Below are 19594 nucleotides of genomic sequence, written 5' to 3'. Positions count from 1 at the left end.
GACGTAAGCGATGCGCCGCTACGGCAAGCACACCGACGAGGACGACATCCGTTCGCGCCCCAACCGCCGGGGCAACCGCCCTCGCACCAGCATCCGCCCCAAGCACGAGGACGCGGCCGAGGGCATGGTGCTCACCGTCGACCGGGGCCGGCTGACCTGCCTGGTCGAGGGCCGCATCGTCATGGCCATGAAGGCCCGGGAACTGGGCCGCAAGGCCGCGGTGGTGGGCGACCGGGTGGCGCTCGTCGGCGACCTGACCGGCGCGAAGGACACCCTGGCGCGCATCGTCCGCATCGAGGAGCGGGTCTCCCTCCTGCGCCGCACGGCCGACGACGACGACCCGTACGAGCGCGTGGTCGTGGCCAACGCCGACCAGCTCGCCGTCGTCACCGCCCTCGCCGACCCCGAGCCGCGCCCGCGCCTGATCGACCGCTGCCTGGTGGCGGCGTACGACGGCGGCCTGGAGCCGCTGCTGGTGCTGACGAAGTCGGACCTGGCCTCGCCGGACAAGCTGCTGGAGCTGTACGGCGCCCTCGACATCCCCCATGTCGTCACCAGCCGCGAGGAGTTGGCCAGTGGCGAGGCGGCGGACCGGGTGCGCGAGCACCTGGCGGGGAAGATCACCGCGTTCGTCGGCCATTCCGGCGTCGGCAAGACGACGTTGGTCAACGCACTGGTGCCCGAGGAGCGGCGGCGGCTGACCGGGCACGTCAACGCGGTGACCGGGCGGGGCCGCCACACCACCACCTCGGCGCTCGCGCTGCCGCTGGCGGACGGCGAGGGCTGGGTCGTCGACACCCCGGGCGTACGGTCCTTCGGGCTCGCGCACATCGACCCCTCCCGCGTCATCAACGCCTTCCCCGACCTGCAGCCGGGGACGGAGGGCTGTCCGCGTGCGTGCAGCCACGACGAGCCGGACTGCGCCCTGGACGCCTACGTCGCGGAAGGCCACGCCGACCCGGCCCGGCTGTACTCACTGCGCCGGCTGCTGGCCACGCGGGAGCGCAAGGAAGGCGACTGACCTTCGCGTTGTTCGTCCTGGCCGGGGCGGGGCACGTGCATAATCGCACCGAGCCGGACGCGAGCCGGGCACCTCGACGAGCGGTCTCGGAACGCGGACACACGGAGGGACGGCACATGGCCTGGCTGCTGGTCATCGTCGCGGGTCTGCTCGAGACCGGCTTCGCGGTGTGTCTGAAGCTGTCGCACGGCTTCACCCGGCTCTGGCCGACCATCGCCTTCGCCTGCTTCGCCCTGGGCAGTTTCGGCCTGCTCACCCTGTCGCTGAGGAAGCTGGACGTCGGGCCCGCGTACGCGGTGTGGACGGGCATCGGCGCGGCGGGCACCGCGATCTACGGCATGGTCTTCCTCGGCGACCTGGTGTCGACGCTGAAGATCGTCTCGATCACCTTCGTCATCGTCGGCGTCATCGGGCTCCAGCTGTCCGGCTCCGCGCACTGAGCGAACGGCAAGGCCCGCGGCCCTCAGGCGGGTTGGCGGGGCAGGGCCCGGCGGACCAGCTCGGCGATCCCGCCGTCGGCCGGCGGAGCGGCCACGCAGGACAGCGCGAGGCGGAACACCACCTCGCAGGTGCGGGTCAGCTCGGCGGTGTCCGGAAGGAAGGCGCCGGACGCGGTCAGGACGTCGACGGCCCGGTCGCGGACGGCCGCCACGAAGTCGCCGGGCGACGGCAGCGCGCCGTCCGCCCTGCGCTGGGCCGGGACGGGCGAGGAGGACGGCACCGCCGCCAGGCCGGGCGCGGGCAGCCGCTCGTTCCAGCAGCCGGTGAGCAGGGCGCGGACCAGGGTGTTCTCCCGGGCGGCCAGGACGGTCCACTCGACGGCGGCGGTGAGCCGGTCCCCGGCGTCGTCGTGGGCGGCGAGCGCGCGCTCGACCCCGGCGAGGTAGCGGTCCGCCTCCCTGCGTACGAGGGCCCGCGCGAGGCCGTCCTTGTTGCCGAACTCGTTGTACAGCGTCTGCCGGGAGACCCCGGCCGCCGCGGCCACGTCGACCATCCGCACGGCGGGCCACGGCCGGCGGGCCAGCGCCGTACGGGCGGCGTCCAGCAGGGATTCCCGCGCTGCAGGCATCATCGCCTCCCTGGGGCGAGCGACGTCTGCGCCCAGATTTGACGCGCCCGGGAGGGCTGTCAAGCCCCCAGGAACGCCGCGGGCGAGGACCGTTCGGACCGGCGCGCGGGACGCGCCGCGATCACCGGGCGGCGGCCGGGCGGCGGCCGGGTCGGGAGCCCGCGGCATTCGGCGGGTGACGCCGGTCCGGCACGAGGCGTCCACCCTCGTCCGTTCCGACCACCGCGCCCAGGGCGCCCCGCCGCCCGGTGCCGCAGGCCCGCGCCCCCTGAGCCGGCCGGAACGCCGCCCGGAGCGGCGTGCAGGGACCGGAGGCGGCGCGGCCGGCGAACACCAAAGCCCAGGAGGCCGGGGGCGCCCGCCACGCGCCACGAGACGTCCCGCGGCCGGAGGTGCCCCGGCCGCGGGGCCGTCGTACGGCCGAATACGTCCGGGGCGGCGGACGGTCCCGCGCCCGGGGCGCGTCCGCGGGACCGATGCGCCGGGCGGGCGCACGCCGGGTCCTCGCCCCGTCCGTGCACGCCCGGCGCCGTTACCCGGGCCCCGTGTGGCCCCGGCCCCTCCGTGGCGGATACCGTTCGTTGCATGGCCGACTACCTCGACGACCTGCGCCTGGCCCACGTCCTCGCCGACGCCGCGGACGCCACGACCATGGCCCGCTTCAAGGCGCTCGACCTGAAGGTCGAGACCAAGCCGGACATGACGCCGGTGAGCGAAGCGGACAAGGCGGCGGAGGAACTCGTCCGCGGACAGCTCCAGCGCGCCCGGCCCCGCGACGCGGTCCTCGGCGAGGAGTACGGCGTCGAGGGCACCGGCCCCCGCCGCTGGGTCGTCGACCCGATCGACGGCACCAAGAACTACGTCCGCGGCGTGCCCGTCTGGGCCACCCTGATCTCCCTGATGGAAGCCGGCGAGGGGGGCTACGAGCCGGTCGTCGGCGTCGTCTCCGCGCCCGCCCTCAGCCGCCGCTGGTGGGCGGCCAGGGGCCACGGCGCGTTCACCGGCCGCAGCCTGTCGTCGGCGACCCGCCTGAAGGTCTCCGGCGTCGCACGGCTGTCGGACGCCTCCTTCGCGTACTCCTCACTCAGCGGCTGGGAGGAGCAGGGCCGCCTGAACGGCTTCCTGGACCTGACCCGCCAGGTGTGGCGCACCCGCGCCTACGGCGACTTCTGGCCGTACATGATGGTCGCCGAGGGGTCGGTCGACCTCTGCGCCGAGCCGGAGCTGTCCCTGTGGGACATGGCCGCCAACGCGATCATCGTCACGGAGGCGGGCGGCACCTTCACGGGCCTCGACGGCCGCCCGGGCCCGCACAGCGGCAACGCGGCCGCGTCGAACGGGCTGCTGCACGACGAGCTGCTCGGCCACCTCAACCGGCGTCACTGAGGGACGCGCGCACCGGCGCCCGCACGGCACCGCGCGCCCCCGTACCCGCGGCCACCGCGCCACCGCACAGACAGCCGGGCGTCCAGGCAGCCTGGCGCCCAGGCAGCCGGACAGCCGGAGTCCGTCCGGACGGACGAGCCGCCCGGAGGCGACGGCCGGAAGGCGCGCACCGAGCCCGCGCACGCTCATCCGGCCCCGCGCACGCCCTTGTTGACCCGTCCTTTACCTGCCACTCTGAGGACACCCCCATTTGTGAACTTGTGAATGACCGCACAAGTTCCGGGACTCCCAGGAGGTGGCCCCTTCCCATGCTCGTCCGCGACGCCATGAGCACCGTGGTCCTCACCATCGGTCCCGCACACACCCTCCGCCAGGCAGCCGCCATGATGTCCGCGCGCCGCGTCGGCGCCGCCGTGGTCCTCGACCCCGACGCCGGCGGCGTCGGCATCCTGACCGAACGCGACGTCCTCGACTCCGTGGGCCTGGGCCAGGACCCGGACACGGAAACCGTCCACGCCCACACCACGACCGACGTCGTGTTCGCCGCCCCGTCCTGGACCCTGGAGGAGGCGGCCCGCGCCATGGCGCACGGCGGCTTCCGCCATCTGATCGTCCTGGACCGCGACGAACCGGCCGGCATCGTCTCGGTGCGCGACATCATCCGCTGCTGGGCCCCGGCCCGGCAGGCCGCGCAGCGCGTGCCCGCCTGAACGCGCGAACGGGCCGGACCCCCGTTCCCGGGGGTCCGGCCCGTCACCGCGAGGTGCGGTCCGGCGCGCCGCGGTCGTCAGCCGCGCAGAGCCCGGACCGCGACCTCCAGGCGCTTGCCGAAGTCGGCGTCCGCCTGGCGGAAGTTGTTGACCGCGCGCTCGGCGATGTCCTCGCGCGAGACCTGCGAGATGGCGCCCGCCAGGTTGTTCACCAGCCGCTCCTTCTCCTCCTCCGTCATCAGCCGGTAGAGGTTGCCGGCCTGGACGAAGTCGTTGTCCTCGGCGTGCACCGGGGCCTCCTGGTCGCCGGTGACGCCGGTGACCGGGATCGGCTGCCACAGCGGCCGGTTCGTCTGGAACGGACCGCCGAAGCTGTTCGGCTCGTAGTTCTTCGCACCCTTGTGGCGGCCGTCGTACAGGTAGCCGTCACGGGAGGTGGTGCGCGCCTCGGTCGCGTGCGGGCGGTTCACCGGCAGGTGGTCGGCGTTGATGCCGACGCGGTAGCGGTGGGCGTCGCCGTAGGCGAAGAGGCGGCCCTGGAGCATCTTGTCCGGGGACGGGCCGATGCCGGGTACGAAGTGCGCCGGGGAGAAGATCGACTGCTCGACCTCGGCGAAGATGTTCTCCGGGTTGCGGTTGAGCTCCAGCTTGCCGATCTCGATGACCGGGTAGTCGGCGTGCGGCCAGACCTTGGTCAGGTCGAACGGGTTGAAGCGGTAGGTCGCCGCCTCGGCCGCGGGCATGATCTGGACGCCCACGGTCCAGCTCGGGTACTCCCCGCGCTCGATGGCCTCGCGCAGGTCGCGCTGGTGGGAGTCGGGGTCCTCACCGGCGAGCCTGGCGGCCTCGTCCTGGGTGAGGCACTTGATGCCCTGGTCGGTCTTGAAGTGGTACTTGACCCAGAAGACCTCGCCGGCCTCGTTGTTCCACTGGAAGGTGTGCGAGCCGAAGCCGTCCATGTGGCGGTAGGACGCCGGGATGCCGCGGTCGCCGAACAGCCAGGTCACCTGGTGCGTGGACTCCGGCGACAGACTCCAGAAGTCCCAGACGTTGTCCGGCTCCGTCGACCCGGTGTACGGGTCGCGCTTCTGGGTGTGGATGAAGTCGGGGAACTTGATGGCGTCCTTGATGAAGAACACCGGGGTGTTGTTGCCGACGAGGTCGTAGTTGCCCTCTTCGGTGTAGAACTTCAGCGCGAAGCCGCGCGGATCGCGGACGGCGTCCGCGGCGCCCAGGTTGCCGGCCACGGTCGAGAAGCGGAGGAAGACCTCGGTCTGCTTGCCCACCTCGGACAGGAACGCGGCGCGCGTGTACGGGGTGACATCGGCGGTGACCGTGAAGGTGCCGTAGGCACCGGCGCCACGGGCGTGCACGACGCGCTCCGGGATGCGCTCGCGGTTGAAGTGGGCCAGCTTCTCCAGGAGGAGCTGGTCCTGCACGAGGACCGGGCCGCCGACGCCCGCGGTCTCGCTGTTCTGGTTGTCGGCCACCGGAGCACCGGCCTCCGTGGTGAGCGGCCCCTGCGTCACGTGCGCCTCCTGCTTCATTACTGACCAATCCTGTTTCTTGGCCAAAGCCGAGCCCGATCCTACAATAGACATTGTCTAAGTCAAGTGACGCTCCAAAGTCACACCCGTTCGGGACCTGGCTCCCCCTGCTGCTAGGCTGGTTTGTATGAGCGACCTTCTGGAACGGCTGCGCGGACGCGGATGGCGCATGACCGCGCAGCGGCGCGTCGTGGCCGAGGTCCTGGACGGCGAACACGTCCACCTCACGGCTGACGAGGTCCACGCCCGGGCCGTCGTCAGGCTGCCCGAGATCTCCCGGGCGACCGTCTACAACACGCTGGGCGAGCTGGTCTCGCTCGGCGAGGTGATCGAGGTCTCCACGGACAGGCGGGCCAAGCGGTACGACCCGAACGCCCACCGGCCGCACCACCACCTGGTGTGCGCCCGCTGCGGCGCGATCCGGGACGTCCACCCGACCGGCAACCCGCTGGCCGACCTCCCGGACGCCGAGCGCTTCGGCTTCACGGTCTCGGACGTAGAGGTGACGTACCGCGGGCTGTGCCCGAACTGCACGGCGGCCTGACCGCACGGCTTTTCTCTTCGACGGCCCCGGCACTCGTGAGGTGCCGGGGTTTTTCGCCGCGCAGGCGCAATCTCTTCGACGGCCCCGGGGCCGGGGCCGGGGCCGGGGCCGGGGCCGGGGCCGGGGATTTTCGTCGCGCGGACGCCGCCCGCTCCCTGCGCGGACGCCGCCCGGAAGCCGGCCGTTCCCGCAGCCGGTCACACTTCGCGATCGAGAAAACACCGAGGGCCGGAGTCCAGTGCGGACTCCGGCCCTCGGTTTCAGTAGCGGGGACAGGATTTGAACCTGCGACCTCTGGGTTATGAGCCCAGCGAGCTACCGAGCTGCTCCACCCCGCGTCGATGAATGCAACGCTACGTCAACACCCTCGGCAAAAGCAAATCCCTTCGCCCGAGCCCCGTCGTCCCCCGCGGGCAGCCCGGTCACCGTGGGCTGTCCAGGCCCCCGAGCACGGCCACGGAGCGGGCGCCGCCCCGCGCGCTCCCGGCCGGCCCCACAGCCGCGCTCAGGCCGACAGCTCCTCGCGCAACGCGTCCCGCAGCCGCGCCGCCCGCTCCGCCACCGCCGCCGGCCCCAGCGACACGGCACGGTCGGCCCACCGCTGCCCCTCGTCCAGCTCTCCGCGGCGCGCGTAGACCAGGGCCAGCCGGAGCGCCGCCCGTCCGTGCCCGGCGTCGGCGGCCCGGGTCCACCACATCGCCGCCTCCGGCTCGCTCCCCTCGCGGGCCAGCAGCAGCCCGAGGTTGAACATCCCGTTCCGGGACCCCGCCTCGGCGGCGGACCGGTACCACCGCGCCGCCTCGACGACGTCGCCCCGCGCGGCGGCGAGCATGCCCACCCGCACCTGCGCCCGGCGGTGGCCCTGGGAGGCCGCCCGCTCGTACCACTCCTCGCACTCGGTCTTCGCCGGCACGGCCGGCTCACCGAGCTCGTGGGCGGGCGCCGGGGGGCGCCGCGCGTCGAGGACGGTCGCCAGCCGGTAGGCCGCCTCCGCGCTCCCCCCACCGGCCGCGCACCGCAGGTGCCGCTCCGCCGCCGGCTCGTCCCCCTCGCGCAGCCGGGCCATGCCCACCTGGAGGGCCGCCTCGGTGTGCCCGGCGGCCGCCGCCCGCTCGTACCACCGCAGGGCCTCGCGCTCCTCGCCCCGCCCGGCGTAGAGGATCCCCAGGTTGAACGCGGCGTCGACGCTGCCCGCCTCCGCCGCCTTGGAGAACCACGGCTCGGCCCCGGTCGTGTCCCCGACCTGCAGCAGCAGGATCGCCAGCGCGTTCGCCGCCTCCCGGTGCCCGGCGTAGGCGGCCCGCCGGTACCACTGCTCGGCCTGCGCGTTGCGCCCCTGCTCGGCGCAGAGCAGGCCGAGGTTGTAGGCGCCGTTGATGTCACCCGCGTCCATCGCGGCCCGGTACCAGCGCTCGGCGGTCTGCGTCTCCCCGCGCTCGGCGTGCAGCGCGCCCAGCGCGTTCGCCGCGTTGCCGTCCCCGTCCTGCGCGGCTCTCAGCCACCACATGGCAGCGCTCTCGGCGTCGCCGGCGTCGCGCAGCAGGAACCCCAGCGCGCAGGCGGCCCGGGGCTCGCCGTCCTTGGCGGAGGTCAGGTACCAGCGACCCGCCTCCTTGAGGTCGCCCCGCTTCTCCAGGATCGCCCCCAGGTGCAGCGCGGCCCGGCGGTGACCGCGCGCGGCGGCCTGCCGGTACCACTGCTCGGCCTCCTCGGCGCCGTCGCCCGTGTCGCAGCCGCCGGCGGCCCGCCGGTCCAGCAGCCGGGCGAGCCGGTACGCGGCCTCCCGGTGCCCCCGCTCGGCGGCGACCCGCAGCCACTTCTCGGCCGCGCCGTCGCCGCGGTGCTCCAGCAGGTCGGCGAGCGCGTAGGCGCCCAGCACGTGTCCCTGCTCGGCGGACTGGCGCAGCCAGTACTCGGCGGCGGGCTCGTCGCCCCGCTCACGGTGGTGCCGGCCGAGCGCGTGCGCGGCGGCGGCCGACCCTGCGACCGCGGCGATGCGCCACCAGCCGGCGGCCTCGTCGGCGTACCCGCGCTGGTGCAGCAGCACACCCAGGTTGTTGGCGGCGGCCCGGTCACCGGCCGCGGTGGCGCCCCGCAGATGAGGCTCGGCCCCGTCGAGATCGCCGCGGCGCAGCAGCATGGCCCCGAGGACGCTCATCGCCTCGACGTCACCGGCCTCCGCGGCGAGTCGCCGGCGCACCTCCTCGGCCGCCTCGTCGGCGGCCTCCCCGGCCTCGTCCCCGGCCTCGCCCACGATCCGCTCCGGATCGGAAGCCTGCACAAATCGCCCCGTCTCGAACAGAGTTGCCTTGTCCCCCATAACGTCCATCGTCGCACCACCTGCAACCCGGGTACACCTGGTATACCGCAGCCAGTGAGGTCACTTCAGCGTTTTGTCGACATGCCCACAGAGAGACAAGTCAAACACATATCGCCCAACTCCCCACAGCGGCGCGGCGCCCGATACGTCAAGGACATGCGTTCGCATACCACGAAGGCCCGGTGCGGATTCCCTCCGGAATCCGCACCGGGCCTTCGTCACGGTCACAGCCGCCGGGTCTCGCGGGGTCAGCCGCCGCTGGGAGCGCCGCCGTTCCCCGCGCCGGGGCTCGGGCTCGGGCTCGCGCCGGAGCCGGTACCGCCCTGGCCCGCCGCCCCGTCGCTGCCCTTCTCGGCCTCGGACTGCGCCGTCGCGGCCTGCTTCAGCGCCTCCTGGAGGTCCTTCTGGGCCTGGCCGTACGCCTGCCAGTCACCGTTCTTCAGGGCCGCCTGACCGTCGTCGAACGCCTTCTGGGCGTCCTTCAGCGCCTGCTGCACCGTCGGGTTGCCCTGCGCCGGCGGGTTGCCGGGGCCCGTCCCCGGCGGCTGCGCGACCGAACCCTCCGCGCCGAACACCTTGTTGAGGGCCTCGCCGAGGGTGTTCTCGAACGCGGTGTTGCCGCCGTACGTCACCAGCACCTTGCGCAGCAGCGGGTACTTGAGCCCGCCGCCGCGCACGTAGACCGGCTCGACGTAGAGCAGGCCCCCGTCCAGCGGGACGGTGAGCAGGTTGCCGTACTCGATGTCCGAGTCGCCGCCCTTCAGCAGCCTGATGGACTCCGCGATGGCCGGTTCCGAGTTGAACTGGCTCTGCACCCGCTTCGGGCCGTCGATCGTCTTGCCGGTCGGCAGCTTCAGGATGGTGATCCGGCCGTAGTCGGCCGTCCCCGCCTCGGCGTTGACCGACATGAACGCGCTCAGGTTGTCACGGCCGTTCGGCGTCATCGTCGTGGTGAGCGAGAAGGCCTGGGACGTCGCACCGGGCATCTTGAGGCTGAGGTAGTACGGCGGCACGGCGTTGCCCGACCGGTTGGTCGGGTCGTCCGGGATCTGCCACACCTCGCTGCCGCTGAGGAACGTCTGCGCGTCCTGCACGTGGTACCGGGTGAGCAGCTCGCGCTGCACCTTGAACAGGTCCTGCGGGTAGCGCAGATGGTCCATCAGCTCCGGCGAGATCGCCTTCTTCGACTTCACCGTGCCGGGGAAGGCCTTCATCCAGGTCTTCAGCACCGGGTCCTCGGTGTCCCACTGGTACAGCCTGACCTCGCCGGTGTACGCGTCGACCGTCGCCTTCACCGAGTTGCGGATGTAGTTGACCTGGTTCTGCTGGGCCACCACCCGCTGGTTGTTGGCGGCGGTCAGCGAGTCCGTCGTCGTGTCGCCCAGGGTGGTGCGCGAGGCGTAGGGGTAGCCGTTCGTCGTCGTGTAGGCGTCGACGATCCACTGGATCCGCCCGTCGACCACCGCCGGGTAGGGAACGCCGTCGATGGTCAGCCAGGGGGCCACCGCCTCGACGCGGTCCTTGGGCGTGCGGTTGTACAGGATCCGGGAACCCTCGCCGATCGCTCCGGAGTACAGGATCTGCGGCTCTCCGAACGCGACCGCGTACGCGGCGCGGTTGAGCGGGTCGGCGAGGTCGACGCCGCTCCTGCCCCGGTAGCTGGTGGTCTTCTCACCGCTGTCGTCGGAGTAGTCGATCTCCTTCTGCGGACCGCCGACGATCGAGTACTGCGTGGTCTTCTCGCCGTAGTAGATCCGCTGCTGGTAGTCGCCGAGCTCGCCCTTGGAGGGCAGGTCGTACTCGGTGAAGACCGGGCGCCCGGCGGAGTCGGCCTCGGTGCCCTTGGCCGCGACCACGCCGTACCCGTGGGTGTAGCGGAAGTGGTCGTTGATCCAGTTGTGCTTCGGGATGCCGCTGAGGTTCAGCTCGCGCAGGCCGATCACCGTGTCCTGGACCCCGCCGTCCTTGGTCCGGTAGCGGTCGACGGCGAGGTTGGAGGGGAACCCGTAATAGTTGCGGACCTGCTGGAGCTGCTGGAACGTCGGCGAGACGACGTTCGGGTCCATCAGCCGGACGCTGCTCACGTCGGTGGCGTCGTCGCGCAGCTTGGTCAGGTCCTTGGTGGTGCTGACGCCCGGGTAGTCGGCGACCTTGGTGTCGGCGATGCCGTAGGCCTCACGCGTCGCCGTGATGTTCTTCTCGACGTACGGGGCTTCCTTGGCCTGCTCGTTGGGCTGCACCTGGAACTTCTGGACGATCGCCGGGTACAGGCCGCCGATGAGGACCGCCGAGAGCACCATGAGGCCGAAGCCGATGAGCGGCAGCTGCCAGGTGCGCCGCCACAGGGTGGCGAAGAACAGCAGGGCGCAGATGACGGCGATGCAGAACAGGATCGTCTTGGCCGGCAGGTAGGCGTTGGCGTCGACGTACCTCAGTCCGGTCCAGTTGCCGGTCGCCTTGAAGTCGCTGGCCTTCACCGCCAGCCCGTACCGGTCGAGCCAGTAGGCGACGGCCTTCAGGGCGACGAAGATGCCGATCAGCACCGACAGGTGTCCCGTGGCCGCGGCCGTGGCGCGCGCTCCGGGGCTGGTCACGCGCAGCCCGCCGTACAGGTAGTGCGTGAGCGCCGCGGCGATCACGGACAGGATCGTGGCGGCGAAGCCGAAGCCGAGCAGGAAGCGGTACCACGGCAGGTCGAAGGCGTAGAAGGCCACGTCGAGGTGGAACTGCGGGTCCTTCTGGTGGAAGGGCACGCCGTTGACCCACATCAGCCAGGTCCGCCACTGGCTCGACGCCGAGGCGCCGGCGACCAGTCCCACCAGCGCGGTGATGCCGAGGAGCAGCCACTTCTTGTAGGGCGAGATGCCCATCCGGTAGCGGTCGAGGTTCTGCTGCTCGGCCGACATGGCGCTCAGCGGGGGCCGCAGCCGGTGCGCCAGCCAGATGTTGACGCCCACCGCGGCCGCCATCAGCAGACCGAAGACGAAGAAGAGCCCGATCTTGGTCCACAGAGTGGTGGTGAACACGGACGAGTACCGCACCGACCGGTACCACAGCCAGTCCGTCCAGAAGCCCGCGAACATGGTGAACGCCATGCCGAGGACGGCAAGGACGCCCAGTGTCATCAGCAGGGTCCGGACCGTCCGGGACGGGCGGCCCACTCTGATCCGCGGCCCTGTCGGGCCTCCGCCGCGGTCCGGCATCTGGAAAGCCAAGGTGCGCACCTCGAAGTTCGCTGTTGATCCGTCAGGCCCTCGTGTTCGCGGACCCTCCGTGCGCCCCCCTGTTCGTGGGCCCACACCTATGCAACTTACTCACCGTTTACTCGGTTCCCGATTCCGGGCGGGAACGAGGCAGGATTGTGACCATGTCCAACACTCCCATGGCAGCGAACCCGCTCACCCGGGCCGTGCTCGAGATCGACGAGTACGCCTCCGGCCTCGGCTGGGACCAGCCCGCTCGCCTCTTCGCCCTCGTAGACACCGCGCGGCTGCGGGTCCGGGAACCCGCCCTCGCGCAGCAGCTCGGCCTGGGCGACGAACCGGAGACCACCGGTCTCACCCCGATCGAGCAGGACGAGATCCCGGCGGAGCGGCCGCTCGACGAGTTCCTCGGCACGATCGCCTGGCCCGACGCCGTGGCCGGCTGCGCGCTGACCGTGGAGCGGCTGATGCTGCCGCCCTCGGCCGAGGCGCAGGTCCCGCAGGGGCTGGACGACCGGGAGCTGGCCCAGTGGGTGGCGGACCACCCCGAGCGGCAGGAGGTCCGCATGACGGTGGCGGTCCTGCGGGACGGCGCGCGCGAGTCCGCCCTGCGGCTGCGCGAGAAGGACTCCCCGACGGAGGTCCTGACCGGCCCGGACCTGGTGCCGGGACTGGCGGAGGCCCTGGCGGCGACGTTCGAGGACTGAGCCCGGCGGTTCGCGCACACGGCTGGGGGCGCGCCCTCGCACGGAGCGAGGGGGCGCCCCGCTGTGGTGAGACGCCGGCGCGCCCGCCCCCGGGTGCCGCGGGGGCGCGTCCGCACCGGCACCGGACCGCACGGACGTGTCCGCACCCGGTACCGGACCGCGGGAATCCGTCCGCGCCCGTCGCCGGGTGCCGCGGACCGTCAGCCCTTCGTCGTGCACTTGGGCAGGTCGGCGACCTTCCCGGAGCGGATGTCCGCGAGCGCGTCGAGTGCGTCGTCGAGGGTGCCCACCTTGACCAGCCTGAGCCCCGACGGGGTGTCCTTGGCGGCGGCCGCGCAGTTGTCGGCGGGCGTCAGGAAGTACTGGGCGCCCTTGTCGCGCGCGCCGGCGGTCTTCATCTCGATGCCGCCGATCGGGCCGACCTTGCCCTGGTCGTCGATGGTGCCGGTGCCGGCCACGAACTTCCCTCCGGTCAGGCTGCCCGGGGTGAGCTTGTCGTAGATGCCGAGCGCGAACATCAGGCCCGCGCTCGGGCCGCCGACGTCGGCCAGCTTGATGTCGATGGTGAAGGGGAACGTGTGATCGGTCCCGGCGGAGATCCCGACGATGGCCCGCTTCTGCCCGCTGTCCTTCGACCGCGCCGTCGTGATGGTGACGTCCTGCGTGGCCGTCGCCGTCCTGTGCTCCTTCTCCGCGGCGGCCTGGTCCTTGGCCGGGACGATGGTGAAGACGACGTCCTGGCCGGGCTTGCGCCTGGTCACCAGCCTGGCGACGTCGGCGGGCTGCTTCACCGTCGTCCCGTCGACGGCCTTGATGACGTCGCCGGCGTGCAGCTTGCCCTCCGCCGGGGTGTCCTTGAGCACCGTGGAGACGATCACCCAGGACCGCACCGGGATGCCGAGTTCCTTCAGGGCCGCGACCTTGGCGCTCTCCTGGGACTGGCTGAACTCCTCGGCGTTCTCCTGGGTCGACTGCTCCTCGGTCTTGCCGTCGGGGTACAGCGTGTCGTGCGGGACGACCTTGCTGTCGTGCGCGAGCCACCCGTAGACGGCCTCGACCAGGTTCATCCGGTAGTCGGCGCTGGTCACCCGGACCGTCGTCATGTTGAGGTGCCCGGTCGTGGGGTAGGTCCCGCGCCCGGAGATCTGCAGCACCGGCTCGCCGTCGTGCTCGCTGAGCGTGTTGACCGTCGGTCCGGGAGACATCTCCGCGTACGGCACGGGGAGGAACACCCCCGCGCACAGGAGCGCGATCAGCATCAGGGTCGAGGCGAGCATCGTCGCGGTGCGGCGTGGCATGGGTCGACAGTACGGGACGCGCCTGTCAGCACACCGTCAGGTGCCCGAGTGCGACCGCTCCATGGCCTCGCAGAAGCGGGCGTAGCCCTCCAGTTCGGGGCCGTCGCCGCGCACCCCGCGGGTGCGGTTCGCCCAGCTCCCCCACAGACTGGCACCTATCGCGGCGACAAGCGGAATCAGCAACCAGGCAAGCACGGCCATGCCGACCTCCCGACCCCAAGGAACAACCCCACTGGCTGATCAGCAGATTAACCATCCGCAGTGACAACGCTCACGCCGGGGGTGCGGTTACGCAACCGGAGTGGCCGCGCGGGGAGCGCGGGATCGGCCGGGCCGGATCAGCAGGCGCCGACCCACTCCTCGGTGCCGTCGGAGAACCTCTGGTGCTTCCAGATGGGCACCTCGTGCTTGATGTCGTCGATCAGTCTGCGGCAGGCCTCGAACGCCTCGCCCCGGTGCGGGCAGGACACCGCCACGACGACGGCGAGGTCCCCGACCCGGAGGTCCCCGACCCGGTGCAGCGCCGCCAGTGCCCGCACGGGGAAGTCCGCGGCCACCTTCTCGGCGACGCGCCGCATCTCGGCCTCGGCGCTCGGATGGCACGAGTACCCGAGCTCGGCGACGTCCGCGCCCCCGTCGTGGTTCCGCACGGTGCCGACGAAGAGCGCGGTGCCACCGGCGGCGTCGTCCCCGACGGCCCGGAAGACCTCGTCGAGGGACAGGGGCGTCTCCCGGATCCCGATCAGCTTGGCGGGGTCCTGCGCGGCCTGCTCGCCCGGGTGGTCGTTGGTGGATGCCATGCCCCCATCGTGCCGCACGCCCCCGACAGCGCGGAAAGCCGGATCGCCGGGCACGCGCCCGTACGGGCTCGGGGCCGGTGCACAAGCCGCAGTCGTGCTCCGCCGTGCCGCCGGAACGGCCCGGGGAACGGGGGCACAGCGGAACCCCGCGCCCGGCGGAGCGCGCCCGCGCCCCGACGCTGCAACGGGTTCCTCAGATGCGCCGCCGCGCCCTCCGCGCGCGCCGCACCACCGCGGCCGCGCCCAGGAGGGCCACCGTCGCCCCCGCGGCCCCTGCGGCCGTCGCGTCCTTGCGCCCGAGCCGCCGCCCGGCGACGGTGTGCCGGCCGGACACCTCCTCCAGCAGCTGCGCGAGGACCTCCTCGTTGGTCCACTGCGGACGCCAGCCCGCGTCGTGGAGCCGGCTCCCGCTCACCACCCAGGGGTGCATCGTGTACGCCAGGTCCCCGGCCGGGGACGGGGTGAGCCCGATGCGGTGCAGCCGCGCCGCCGCTCCCAGGGCGACCGCCGAGGGCAGCTCCATGCGCCGGATGCCGCTGAGCTCCTCGACCTCCTCCTGCTCCAGCCACCCGTCGCAGCCGACGGCCAGCTCGCCGTCGACCTTCTCCAGCACGGCGTACTCCAGCGCGCTGCACAGGTCCTCGACGTGGCAGAACTGCCACGCCGGCCGCGACCCGGCCACGACCAGCAGCCGGGGCGACTCGAAGTACCGCGTCAGTGCCGTGTCGGTGCCGCCGACCAGCAGGGCCGGCCGGACCACCGTGACGTTCAGCCCCGGATGGGCCCGGGGGGCGCGCCGCGCCAGGCGTTCGACCTCCAGCAGGTCCCCGACACCCGTCGCCTCCGCGGTCGCCCGCAGCTCCGCGTCCTCCGACAGCGGCAGCTCGTTGTCCGGCAGCGCCCCGTACACCATCGTCGAGGTGCACAGCACCACCCGGTGCACCCCGGCCGCCGCCGCGGCGGTCAGCACGGTCTGCGTCCCGCGCACGTTGTAGGCCGTCCGGGCGGCGGGGTCGGTCTCCAGATCCAGGTCGAGCGCCAGGTGGACCACCACGTCCGCGCCGCGCAGCCGCTCCGCGATCGCCGGGTCGCGCACGTCGAGGACGTGCCACTGCGCGGCGTCGCACTCCCCGCGCCGCTCGTCGATGGCGACGACCTGCCTGATCCGGTCCGACGCGGCCAGCCGCTCGGTGAGCAGCGCGCCCACTCCGGCCGCGGCGCCGGTGACCGCGACGACGGGCCCGCGCACGGCGGGAGTGCTTGTGTGGTTTCGCGCTGCGCGAACCTGCGGATCTGGGGAACTCACCGGGCGTCTCCAGCGGTTGTCTTCGGTACGAGCGCGAGTGAGGCGTACGTACCAGGTGGCATCCATCCTGCCGCAGGCGTTCGGTCGGCGAAGCACCGAGGCCCGAACCGTCCGTGGTGTCTACGCTGGGTGGTGTTGTCGGGCAGCCGCGCCGCCGGAGAGAACCGGTGGCCTTACCAGCCGAGGAACCCCGTGAGTGACACCCCATTCGGATTCGGCCTTCCGCCGGAGGAGCCGGAAGACGGCGACGAGGGCAAGAAGAAGGACCAGCAGAGCGGCGGTGGGCAGGGACCGGCCAACCCGTTCGGCTTCGGCCTGCCCGGTGCCGGAGGCCTTGGCGGGCCCGGCGCCGACAATCCGCTCGCAGCCATGTTCGGGTCGCTGAACCCCACCGACCTGGGCGCCGCGTTCCAGCAGCTCGGGCAGATGCTCTCCTACGAGGGCGGCCCGGTGAACTGGGACATGGCCAAGCAGATCGCCCGCCAGACCGTCTCCCAGGGCACCCCGGACGGGACGAAGGACGCCAGCGTCGGCCCCGCCGAGCGCACCGCCGTCCAGGAGGCCGTCCGCCTGGCCGACCTGTGGCTGGACGACGTCACGCCGCTGCCGTCCGGGTCCGCCGCCGCGGTGGCGTGGAGCCGCGCGGAGTGGGTCGAGGCCACCCTGCCCGCGTGGCAGGAGCTCGTCGACCCGGTCGCCGAGCGCGTCGGCACGGCCATGGGTGACGTGCTGCCGGAGGAGATGCAGGCCATGGCCGGTCCGCTGATCGGCATGATGCGCTCCATGGGCGGCGCCATGTTCGGCACGCAGATCGGACAGGCCATCGGCGTCCTGGCGGGCGAGGTGGTCGGCTCGACCGACATCGGCCTGCCGCTCGGCCCGGCCGGCAAGGCCGCGCTGCTCCCGGCGAACGTCGAGGCGTTCGGCAGGGACCTCGGCGTGCCGCAGGAGGAGGTGCGGCTGTACCTCGCCCTGCGCGAGGCCGCCCACCAGCGCCTGTTCGCCCACGTCCCGTGGCTGCGCTCGCACCTGTTCGGCGCGGTCGACGGCTACGCTCGCGGGATCAAGGTCGACACGGCGAAGCTGGAGGACGTCGTCGGCCAGTTCGACCCCCAGAACCCGGAGCAGTTGCAGGACGCCCTCCAGCAGGGCATGTTCCAGCCGGAGGACACCCCGGAGCAGAAGGCCGCCCTGGCCCGTCTGGAGACCGCCCTGGCGCTCGTCGAGGGCTGGGTGGACGCGGTGGTGCACGCGGCCGCCAAGCCCCGCCTGTCGTCGGCCGACGCGCTGCGCGAGACCCTGCGCCGCCGCCGCGCCTCGGGCGGCCCGGCGGAGCAGACGTTCGCCACGCTGATCGGCCTGGAGCTGCGCCCGCGCCGGCTGCGCGACGCCTCCCGCCTGTGGGCCTCGCTCACCGACGCGCGCGGGATCGACGGCCGCGACGCCCTCTGGTCGCACCCGGACATGCTGCCGACGGCCACCGACCTGGACGACCCCGACGGCTTCGTGCACCGCGAGCACCTGGACTTCTCCGAGCTGGACAAGATGCTCGGCGAGGCGGCGGACGGCTCCGCCGGCAAGCCGGACCTGCGGAAGAAGGACGACGGCGAGGCCGGGGGCGACGGCGCCGAGTGAGCCTCTACGACGACGCGGTCCTCGTGCTGAAGGGGTACGAGGACCAGGAGGAGCTGCGCCAGGCCTACCTGGAGCACCTGGAGCGGCATCCGGACGGCCTGTGGAAGGCCTGCTCGGCGGGTCACATCACGGCGAGCGCCATGGTGGTCGACCCGGAGCGCGGCCGGGTGCTGCTGACCCTGCACCGGAAGATCCGTATGTGGCTGCAGATGGGCGGCCACTGCGAGCCGGGCGACGCCACGCTGGCGGCGGCGGCCCTGCGGGAGGCGACCGAGGAGTCGGGCATCACGGGACTGACCCTGCTGCCCGGCGGCCCGGTGCGCCTGGACCGCCATCACACGCCCTGCGCCTGGCACCTCGACGTGCAGTACGCGGCGCTGGCGCCCGGCGGAGCCGTCGAGGCGATCAGCGACGAGTCGCTGGACCTTCGCTGGTACCCGTACGAGGAGGTGGCCGGCGTGGCGGACGAGTCCGTGGTCCGGCTGCTGGCGGCCACCCGGGCGCGGCTGTGACGCCACGCTGACGACGGCTGAGGGGCGACCGCCGCGGGCGGTCGCCCCTCACGTTCTCCGGCACGTCGGCCGTGGCCCGGGGGTACGCGTCCGTCCGGCGGGCGGTCAGCTCCAGACGTTCCCCTGGTTCTGCCCCCGAGCGCCCTGCTGCCCCATGCCGAACTGCGCGGCGAGGCCCTGCCCGATCTGCGCGTGCTGGGGCGGCAGCAGCTCGCTGGGCTGGACGAGCGCGAACCCGCTGCCCATGAAGCTGAGCTCCCAGCCCTCCCCGGTGCTGCCGCGGCGCCGCCACACACCGGACGCGTGCGTCTGGGCCTGCATCTGCACGCGCAGCCCGGTGGACCAGGCGACGATCGCGTCCGCGTCGCAGTTGACGTACCGGTCGGGCGTCACCTGCATCATCAGCGGCGCGCCCGAGGTCATCAGGGCGACCTTGCCGCGGCCGGTGATGTTGAGCTGGTACTTCCCGGAGCCGGAGATGCCGTACAGGCTGTCGACGGCGATGACCTCGTGGTGCAGGGCGGAGTCCATCGCGAGGACGTAGCTGCTGTCGACCGTCAGGCCGTCGTGCTCGACGTCCACGACGTGGACGTACTGGGCGAGGTTGGCGAGGTAGACGGTGCCCTGCCCGTGGCAGCGCATGAGGTCCAGGCCCTCGCCGGTGCGCGCACGTGCGCGTGCCTGGCCGTGGCTGCGGTACTCGGCGTCGAACTCGACGAGGCCCTGGTAGGCGACCATGGTGCCCTTGCGGGCGAGGACGTCCTCGTGGCCCTCCAGGACGACGCGCAGCATCTGCTCGTTCTGCAGGCTCCAGCGGTCCTGCGTCTGGGTGTCGTTGAAGGCGAAAAGCGGGCTCTTCATGGTGGTGTGGCTCCCCCTCAGCCCCGGATCCGGAGGCGGTCGGTGCTGTCCTCGCTGGGCTGGACGACGACGATGCCCTGGCCGGAGAAGGCCATCTGGTAGGCCTCGCCGCTGCCCCGGCCGATCAGCGACTGCGCCTTGAAGCTGCGCTTGCCCTTCACCTTGAGGTTCGGGGACCAGGCGACGAGCGCGTCCGGGTCGACGTAGGTCTCGTCCTCGCCGCCGCCGCAGTCGACGACGATCGGCTTGCCCCGGGAGGTCAGCGCGACCCAGCCCTGCCCGGAGATCTTGGTGTTCCACAGCCCCTGCCCGGCGAACTTCGCGAGTCCCTTGACCCGCTCGACGCCCCACTGGAGGCTCGCGTCGAAGGCGAGCAGGTTGGTGGCGTTGACGGAGATCGCGTCTCCGGCCAGGTTGACGACGACGACGTCGGCGCCGTAGTCGGCGAGGTAGAGCAGTCCGTCGCCGGAGCACTTCATCAGGGGCGCGCCCTCGCCGGTGACCCAGTCGCGCGCCACCTGGCGCACGGCCGGCGGGTTGGGCTCGTACTGGATGAAGCCTTCGTAGGCGACCATCGACCCCACGCGCGCGAGGAGGTCGTCGCCGGTCTGCATGGCCACCTTCAGCATGTGGCTGCCGTGGTTCTCCATGCGGGCGGTCACAGGTGCGGGGGCG

18 protein-coding genes and 1 tRNA gene are annotated in these 19594 nt (G+C 72.6%); 8 read left to right on the top strand and 11 right to left on the bottom strand.

Annotated elements, in window-relative coordinates; all coding sequences use genetic code 11:
• Positions 1-10 precede the first annotated feature (10 nt).
• Positions 11-1021 carry a ribosome small subunit-dependent GTPase A gene (gene rsgA / locus ABZ920_RS19935; RefSeq protein ID WP_361506365.1) on the top strand — a complete coding sequence of 337 codons (1011 nt, stop codon included), beginning with the start codon at positions 11-13 and terminating at the stop codon, positions 1019-1021.
• A gap of 116 nt (positions 1022-1137) precedes the next feature.
• On the top strand, positions 1138-1461 hold the full coding sequence (locus ABZ920_RS19930) for a multidrug efflux SMR transporter (protein ID WP_361506362.1): 324 nt from the start codon (positions 1138-1140) through the stop codon (positions 1459-1461).
• A gap of 23 nt (positions 1462-1484) precedes the next feature.
• Here the strand turns inward: ABZ920_RS19930 and ABZ920_RS19925 are convergent, their stop codons facing one another.
• Positions 1485-2093 carry a helix-turn-helix domain-containing protein gene (locus tag ABZ920_RS19925; protein ID WP_361506359.1) on the bottom strand — a complete coding sequence of 203 codons (609 nt, stop codon included), beginning with the start codon at positions 2091-2093 and terminating at the stop codon, positions 1485-1487.
• Positions 2094-2675: 582 nt separating this feature from the next.
• On the opposite strand from ABZ920_RS19925, the gene hisN reads away from it, so the two are divergent.
• The gene (gene hisN, locus ABZ920_RS19920; protein ID WP_361506356.1) at positions 2676-3476 is read left to right on the top strand and encodes a histidinol-phosphatase; all 801 of its coding nucleotides are present in this window, start codon (positions 2676-2678) and stop codon (positions 3474-3476) included.
• Positions 3477-3784: 308 nt separating this feature from the next.
• Positions 3785-4186: a CBS domain-containing protein gene (locus tag ABZ920_RS19915; RefSeq protein WP_361506353.1), complete on the top strand. Its 402-nt coding sequence runs from the start codon at positions 3785-3787 to the stop codon at positions 4184-4186.
• 77 nt (positions 4187-4263) lie between these two features.
• Here ABZ920_RS19915 and ABZ920_RS19910 read toward each other — a convergent pair whose 3' ends face one another.
• Positions 4264-5715, bottom strand: a complete 1452-nt coding sequence (locus tag ABZ920_RS19910) for a catalase (protein WP_361506610.1) — start codon at positions 5713-5715, stop codon at positions 4264-4266.
• 145 nt (positions 5716-5860) lie between these two features.
• Here ABZ920_RS19910 and ABZ920_RS19905 point away from each other — a divergent pair, with 145 nt between their 5' ends.
• Positions 5861-6277, top strand: coding sequence for a Fur family transcriptional regulator (locus ABZ920_RS19905; protein WP_361506350.1), 417 nt, complete (start codon positions 5861-5863; stop codon positions 6275-6277).
• 264 nt (positions 6278-6541) lie between these two features.
• Here ABZ920_RS19905 and ABZ920_RS19900 read toward each other — a convergent pair.
• The 3 genes from ABZ920_RS19900 to ABZ920_RS19890 all read right to left on the bottom strand — a co-directional run bounded on the left by ABZ920_RS19900 (position 6542) and on the right by ABZ920_RS19890 (position 11800).
• A tRNA-Met gene (locus ABZ920_RS19900) sits at positions 6542-6615 on the bottom strand.
• A gap of 167 nt (positions 6616-6782) precedes the next feature.
• Positions 6783-8606, bottom strand: a complete 1824-nt coding sequence (locus ABZ920_RS19895; RefSeq protein ID WP_361506347.1) for a tetratricopeptide repeat protein — start codon at positions 8604-8606, stop codon at positions 6783-6785.
• A 239-nt stretch (positions 8607-8845) separates the two neighbouring features.
• Positions 8846-11800, bottom strand: coding sequence for a UPF0182 family protein (locus ABZ920_RS19890; RefSeq protein WP_361506607.1), 2955 nt, complete (start codon positions 11798-11800; stop codon positions 8846-8848).
• Positions 11801-11964: 164 nt separating this feature from the next.
• Here ABZ920_RS19890 and ABZ920_RS19885 point away from each other — a divergent pair, with 164 nt between their 5' ends.
• Positions 11965-12507: a PPA1309 family protein gene (locus tag ABZ920_RS19885; RefSeq protein WP_361506344.1), complete on the top strand. Its 543-nt coding sequence runs from the start codon at positions 11965-11967 to the stop codon at positions 12505-12507.
• A gap of 200 nt (positions 12508-12707) precedes the next feature.
• Here the strand turns inward: ABZ920_RS19885 and ABZ920_RS19880 are convergent, their stop codons facing one another.
• The 4 genes from ABZ920_RS19880 to ABZ920_RS19865 all read right to left on the bottom strand — a co-directional run bounded on the left by ABZ920_RS19880 (position 12708) and on the right by ABZ920_RS19865 (position 15911).
• Positions 12708-13805, bottom strand: coding sequence for a PDZ domain-containing protein (locus ABZ920_RS19880; protein ID WP_361506341.1), 1098 nt, complete (start codon positions 13803-13805; stop codon positions 12708-12710).
• A 36-nt stretch (positions 13806-13841) separates the two neighbouring features.
• The gene (locus tag ABZ920_RS19875; protein WP_361506338.1) at positions 13842-14006 is read right to left on the bottom strand and encodes a hypothetical protein; all 165 of its coding nucleotides are present in this window, start codon (positions 14004-14006) and stop codon (positions 13842-13844) included.
• Between the two features lie 137 nt (positions 14007-14143).
• The gene (locus ABZ920_RS19870) at positions 14144-14605 is read right to left on the bottom strand and encodes a molybdenum cofactor biosynthesis protein MoaE (protein WP_361506335.1); all 462 of its coding nucleotides are present in this window, start codon (positions 14603-14605) and stop codon (positions 14144-14146) included.
• 193 nt (positions 14606-14798) lie between these two features.
• Entirely contained in the window at positions 14799-15911 is a 1113-nt protein-coding gene (locus ABZ920_RS19865; RefSeq protein WP_361506332.1) for an SDR family oxidoreductase, read from the bottom strand.
• Between the two features lie 192 nt (positions 15912-16103).
• Between ABZ920_RS19865 and ABZ920_RS19860 the strand changes: the two genes are divergently transcribed.
• Both ABZ920_RS19860 and ABZ920_RS19855 read left to right on the top strand, forming a co-directional pair.
• The gene (locus tag ABZ920_RS19860) at positions 16104-17546 is read left to right on the top strand and encodes a zinc-dependent metalloprotease (RefSeq protein WP_361506329.1); all 1443 of its coding nucleotides are present in this window, start codon (positions 16104-16106) and stop codon (positions 17544-17546) included.
• Positions 17543-18058, top strand: a complete 516-nt coding sequence (locus ABZ920_RS19855) for an NUDIX hydrolase (protein ID WP_361506326.1) — start codon at positions 17543-17545, stop codon at positions 18056-18058. Before ABZ920_RS19860 ends, ABZ920_RS19855 begins: the two co-directional genes overlap by 4 nt.
• A gap of 105 nt (positions 18059-18163) precedes the next feature.
• On the opposite strand, the gene ABZ920_RS19850 is transcribed toward ABZ920_RS19855, so the two are convergent.
• Positions 18164-18919 carry an AIM24 family protein gene (locus ABZ920_RS19850; protein WP_361506323.1) on the bottom strand — a complete coding sequence of 252 codons (756 nt, stop codon included), beginning with the start codon at positions 18917-18919 and terminating at the stop codon, positions 18164-18166.
• A gap of 17 nt (positions 18920-18936) precedes the next feature.
• A partial coding sequence (locus tag ABZ920_RS19845; RefSeq protein WP_361506320.1) for an AIM24 family protein occupies positions 18937-19594 on the bottom strand: 658 nt, incomplete at its 5' end.

It is taken from the genome of Streptomyces sp. NPDC046831 (assembly GCF_040645305.1).
GTDB lineage: Bacteria > Actinomycetota > Actinomycetes > Streptomycetales > Streptomycetaceae > Streptomyces.
This window is presented reverse-complemented; position numbering and strand designations above follow the sequence as displayed.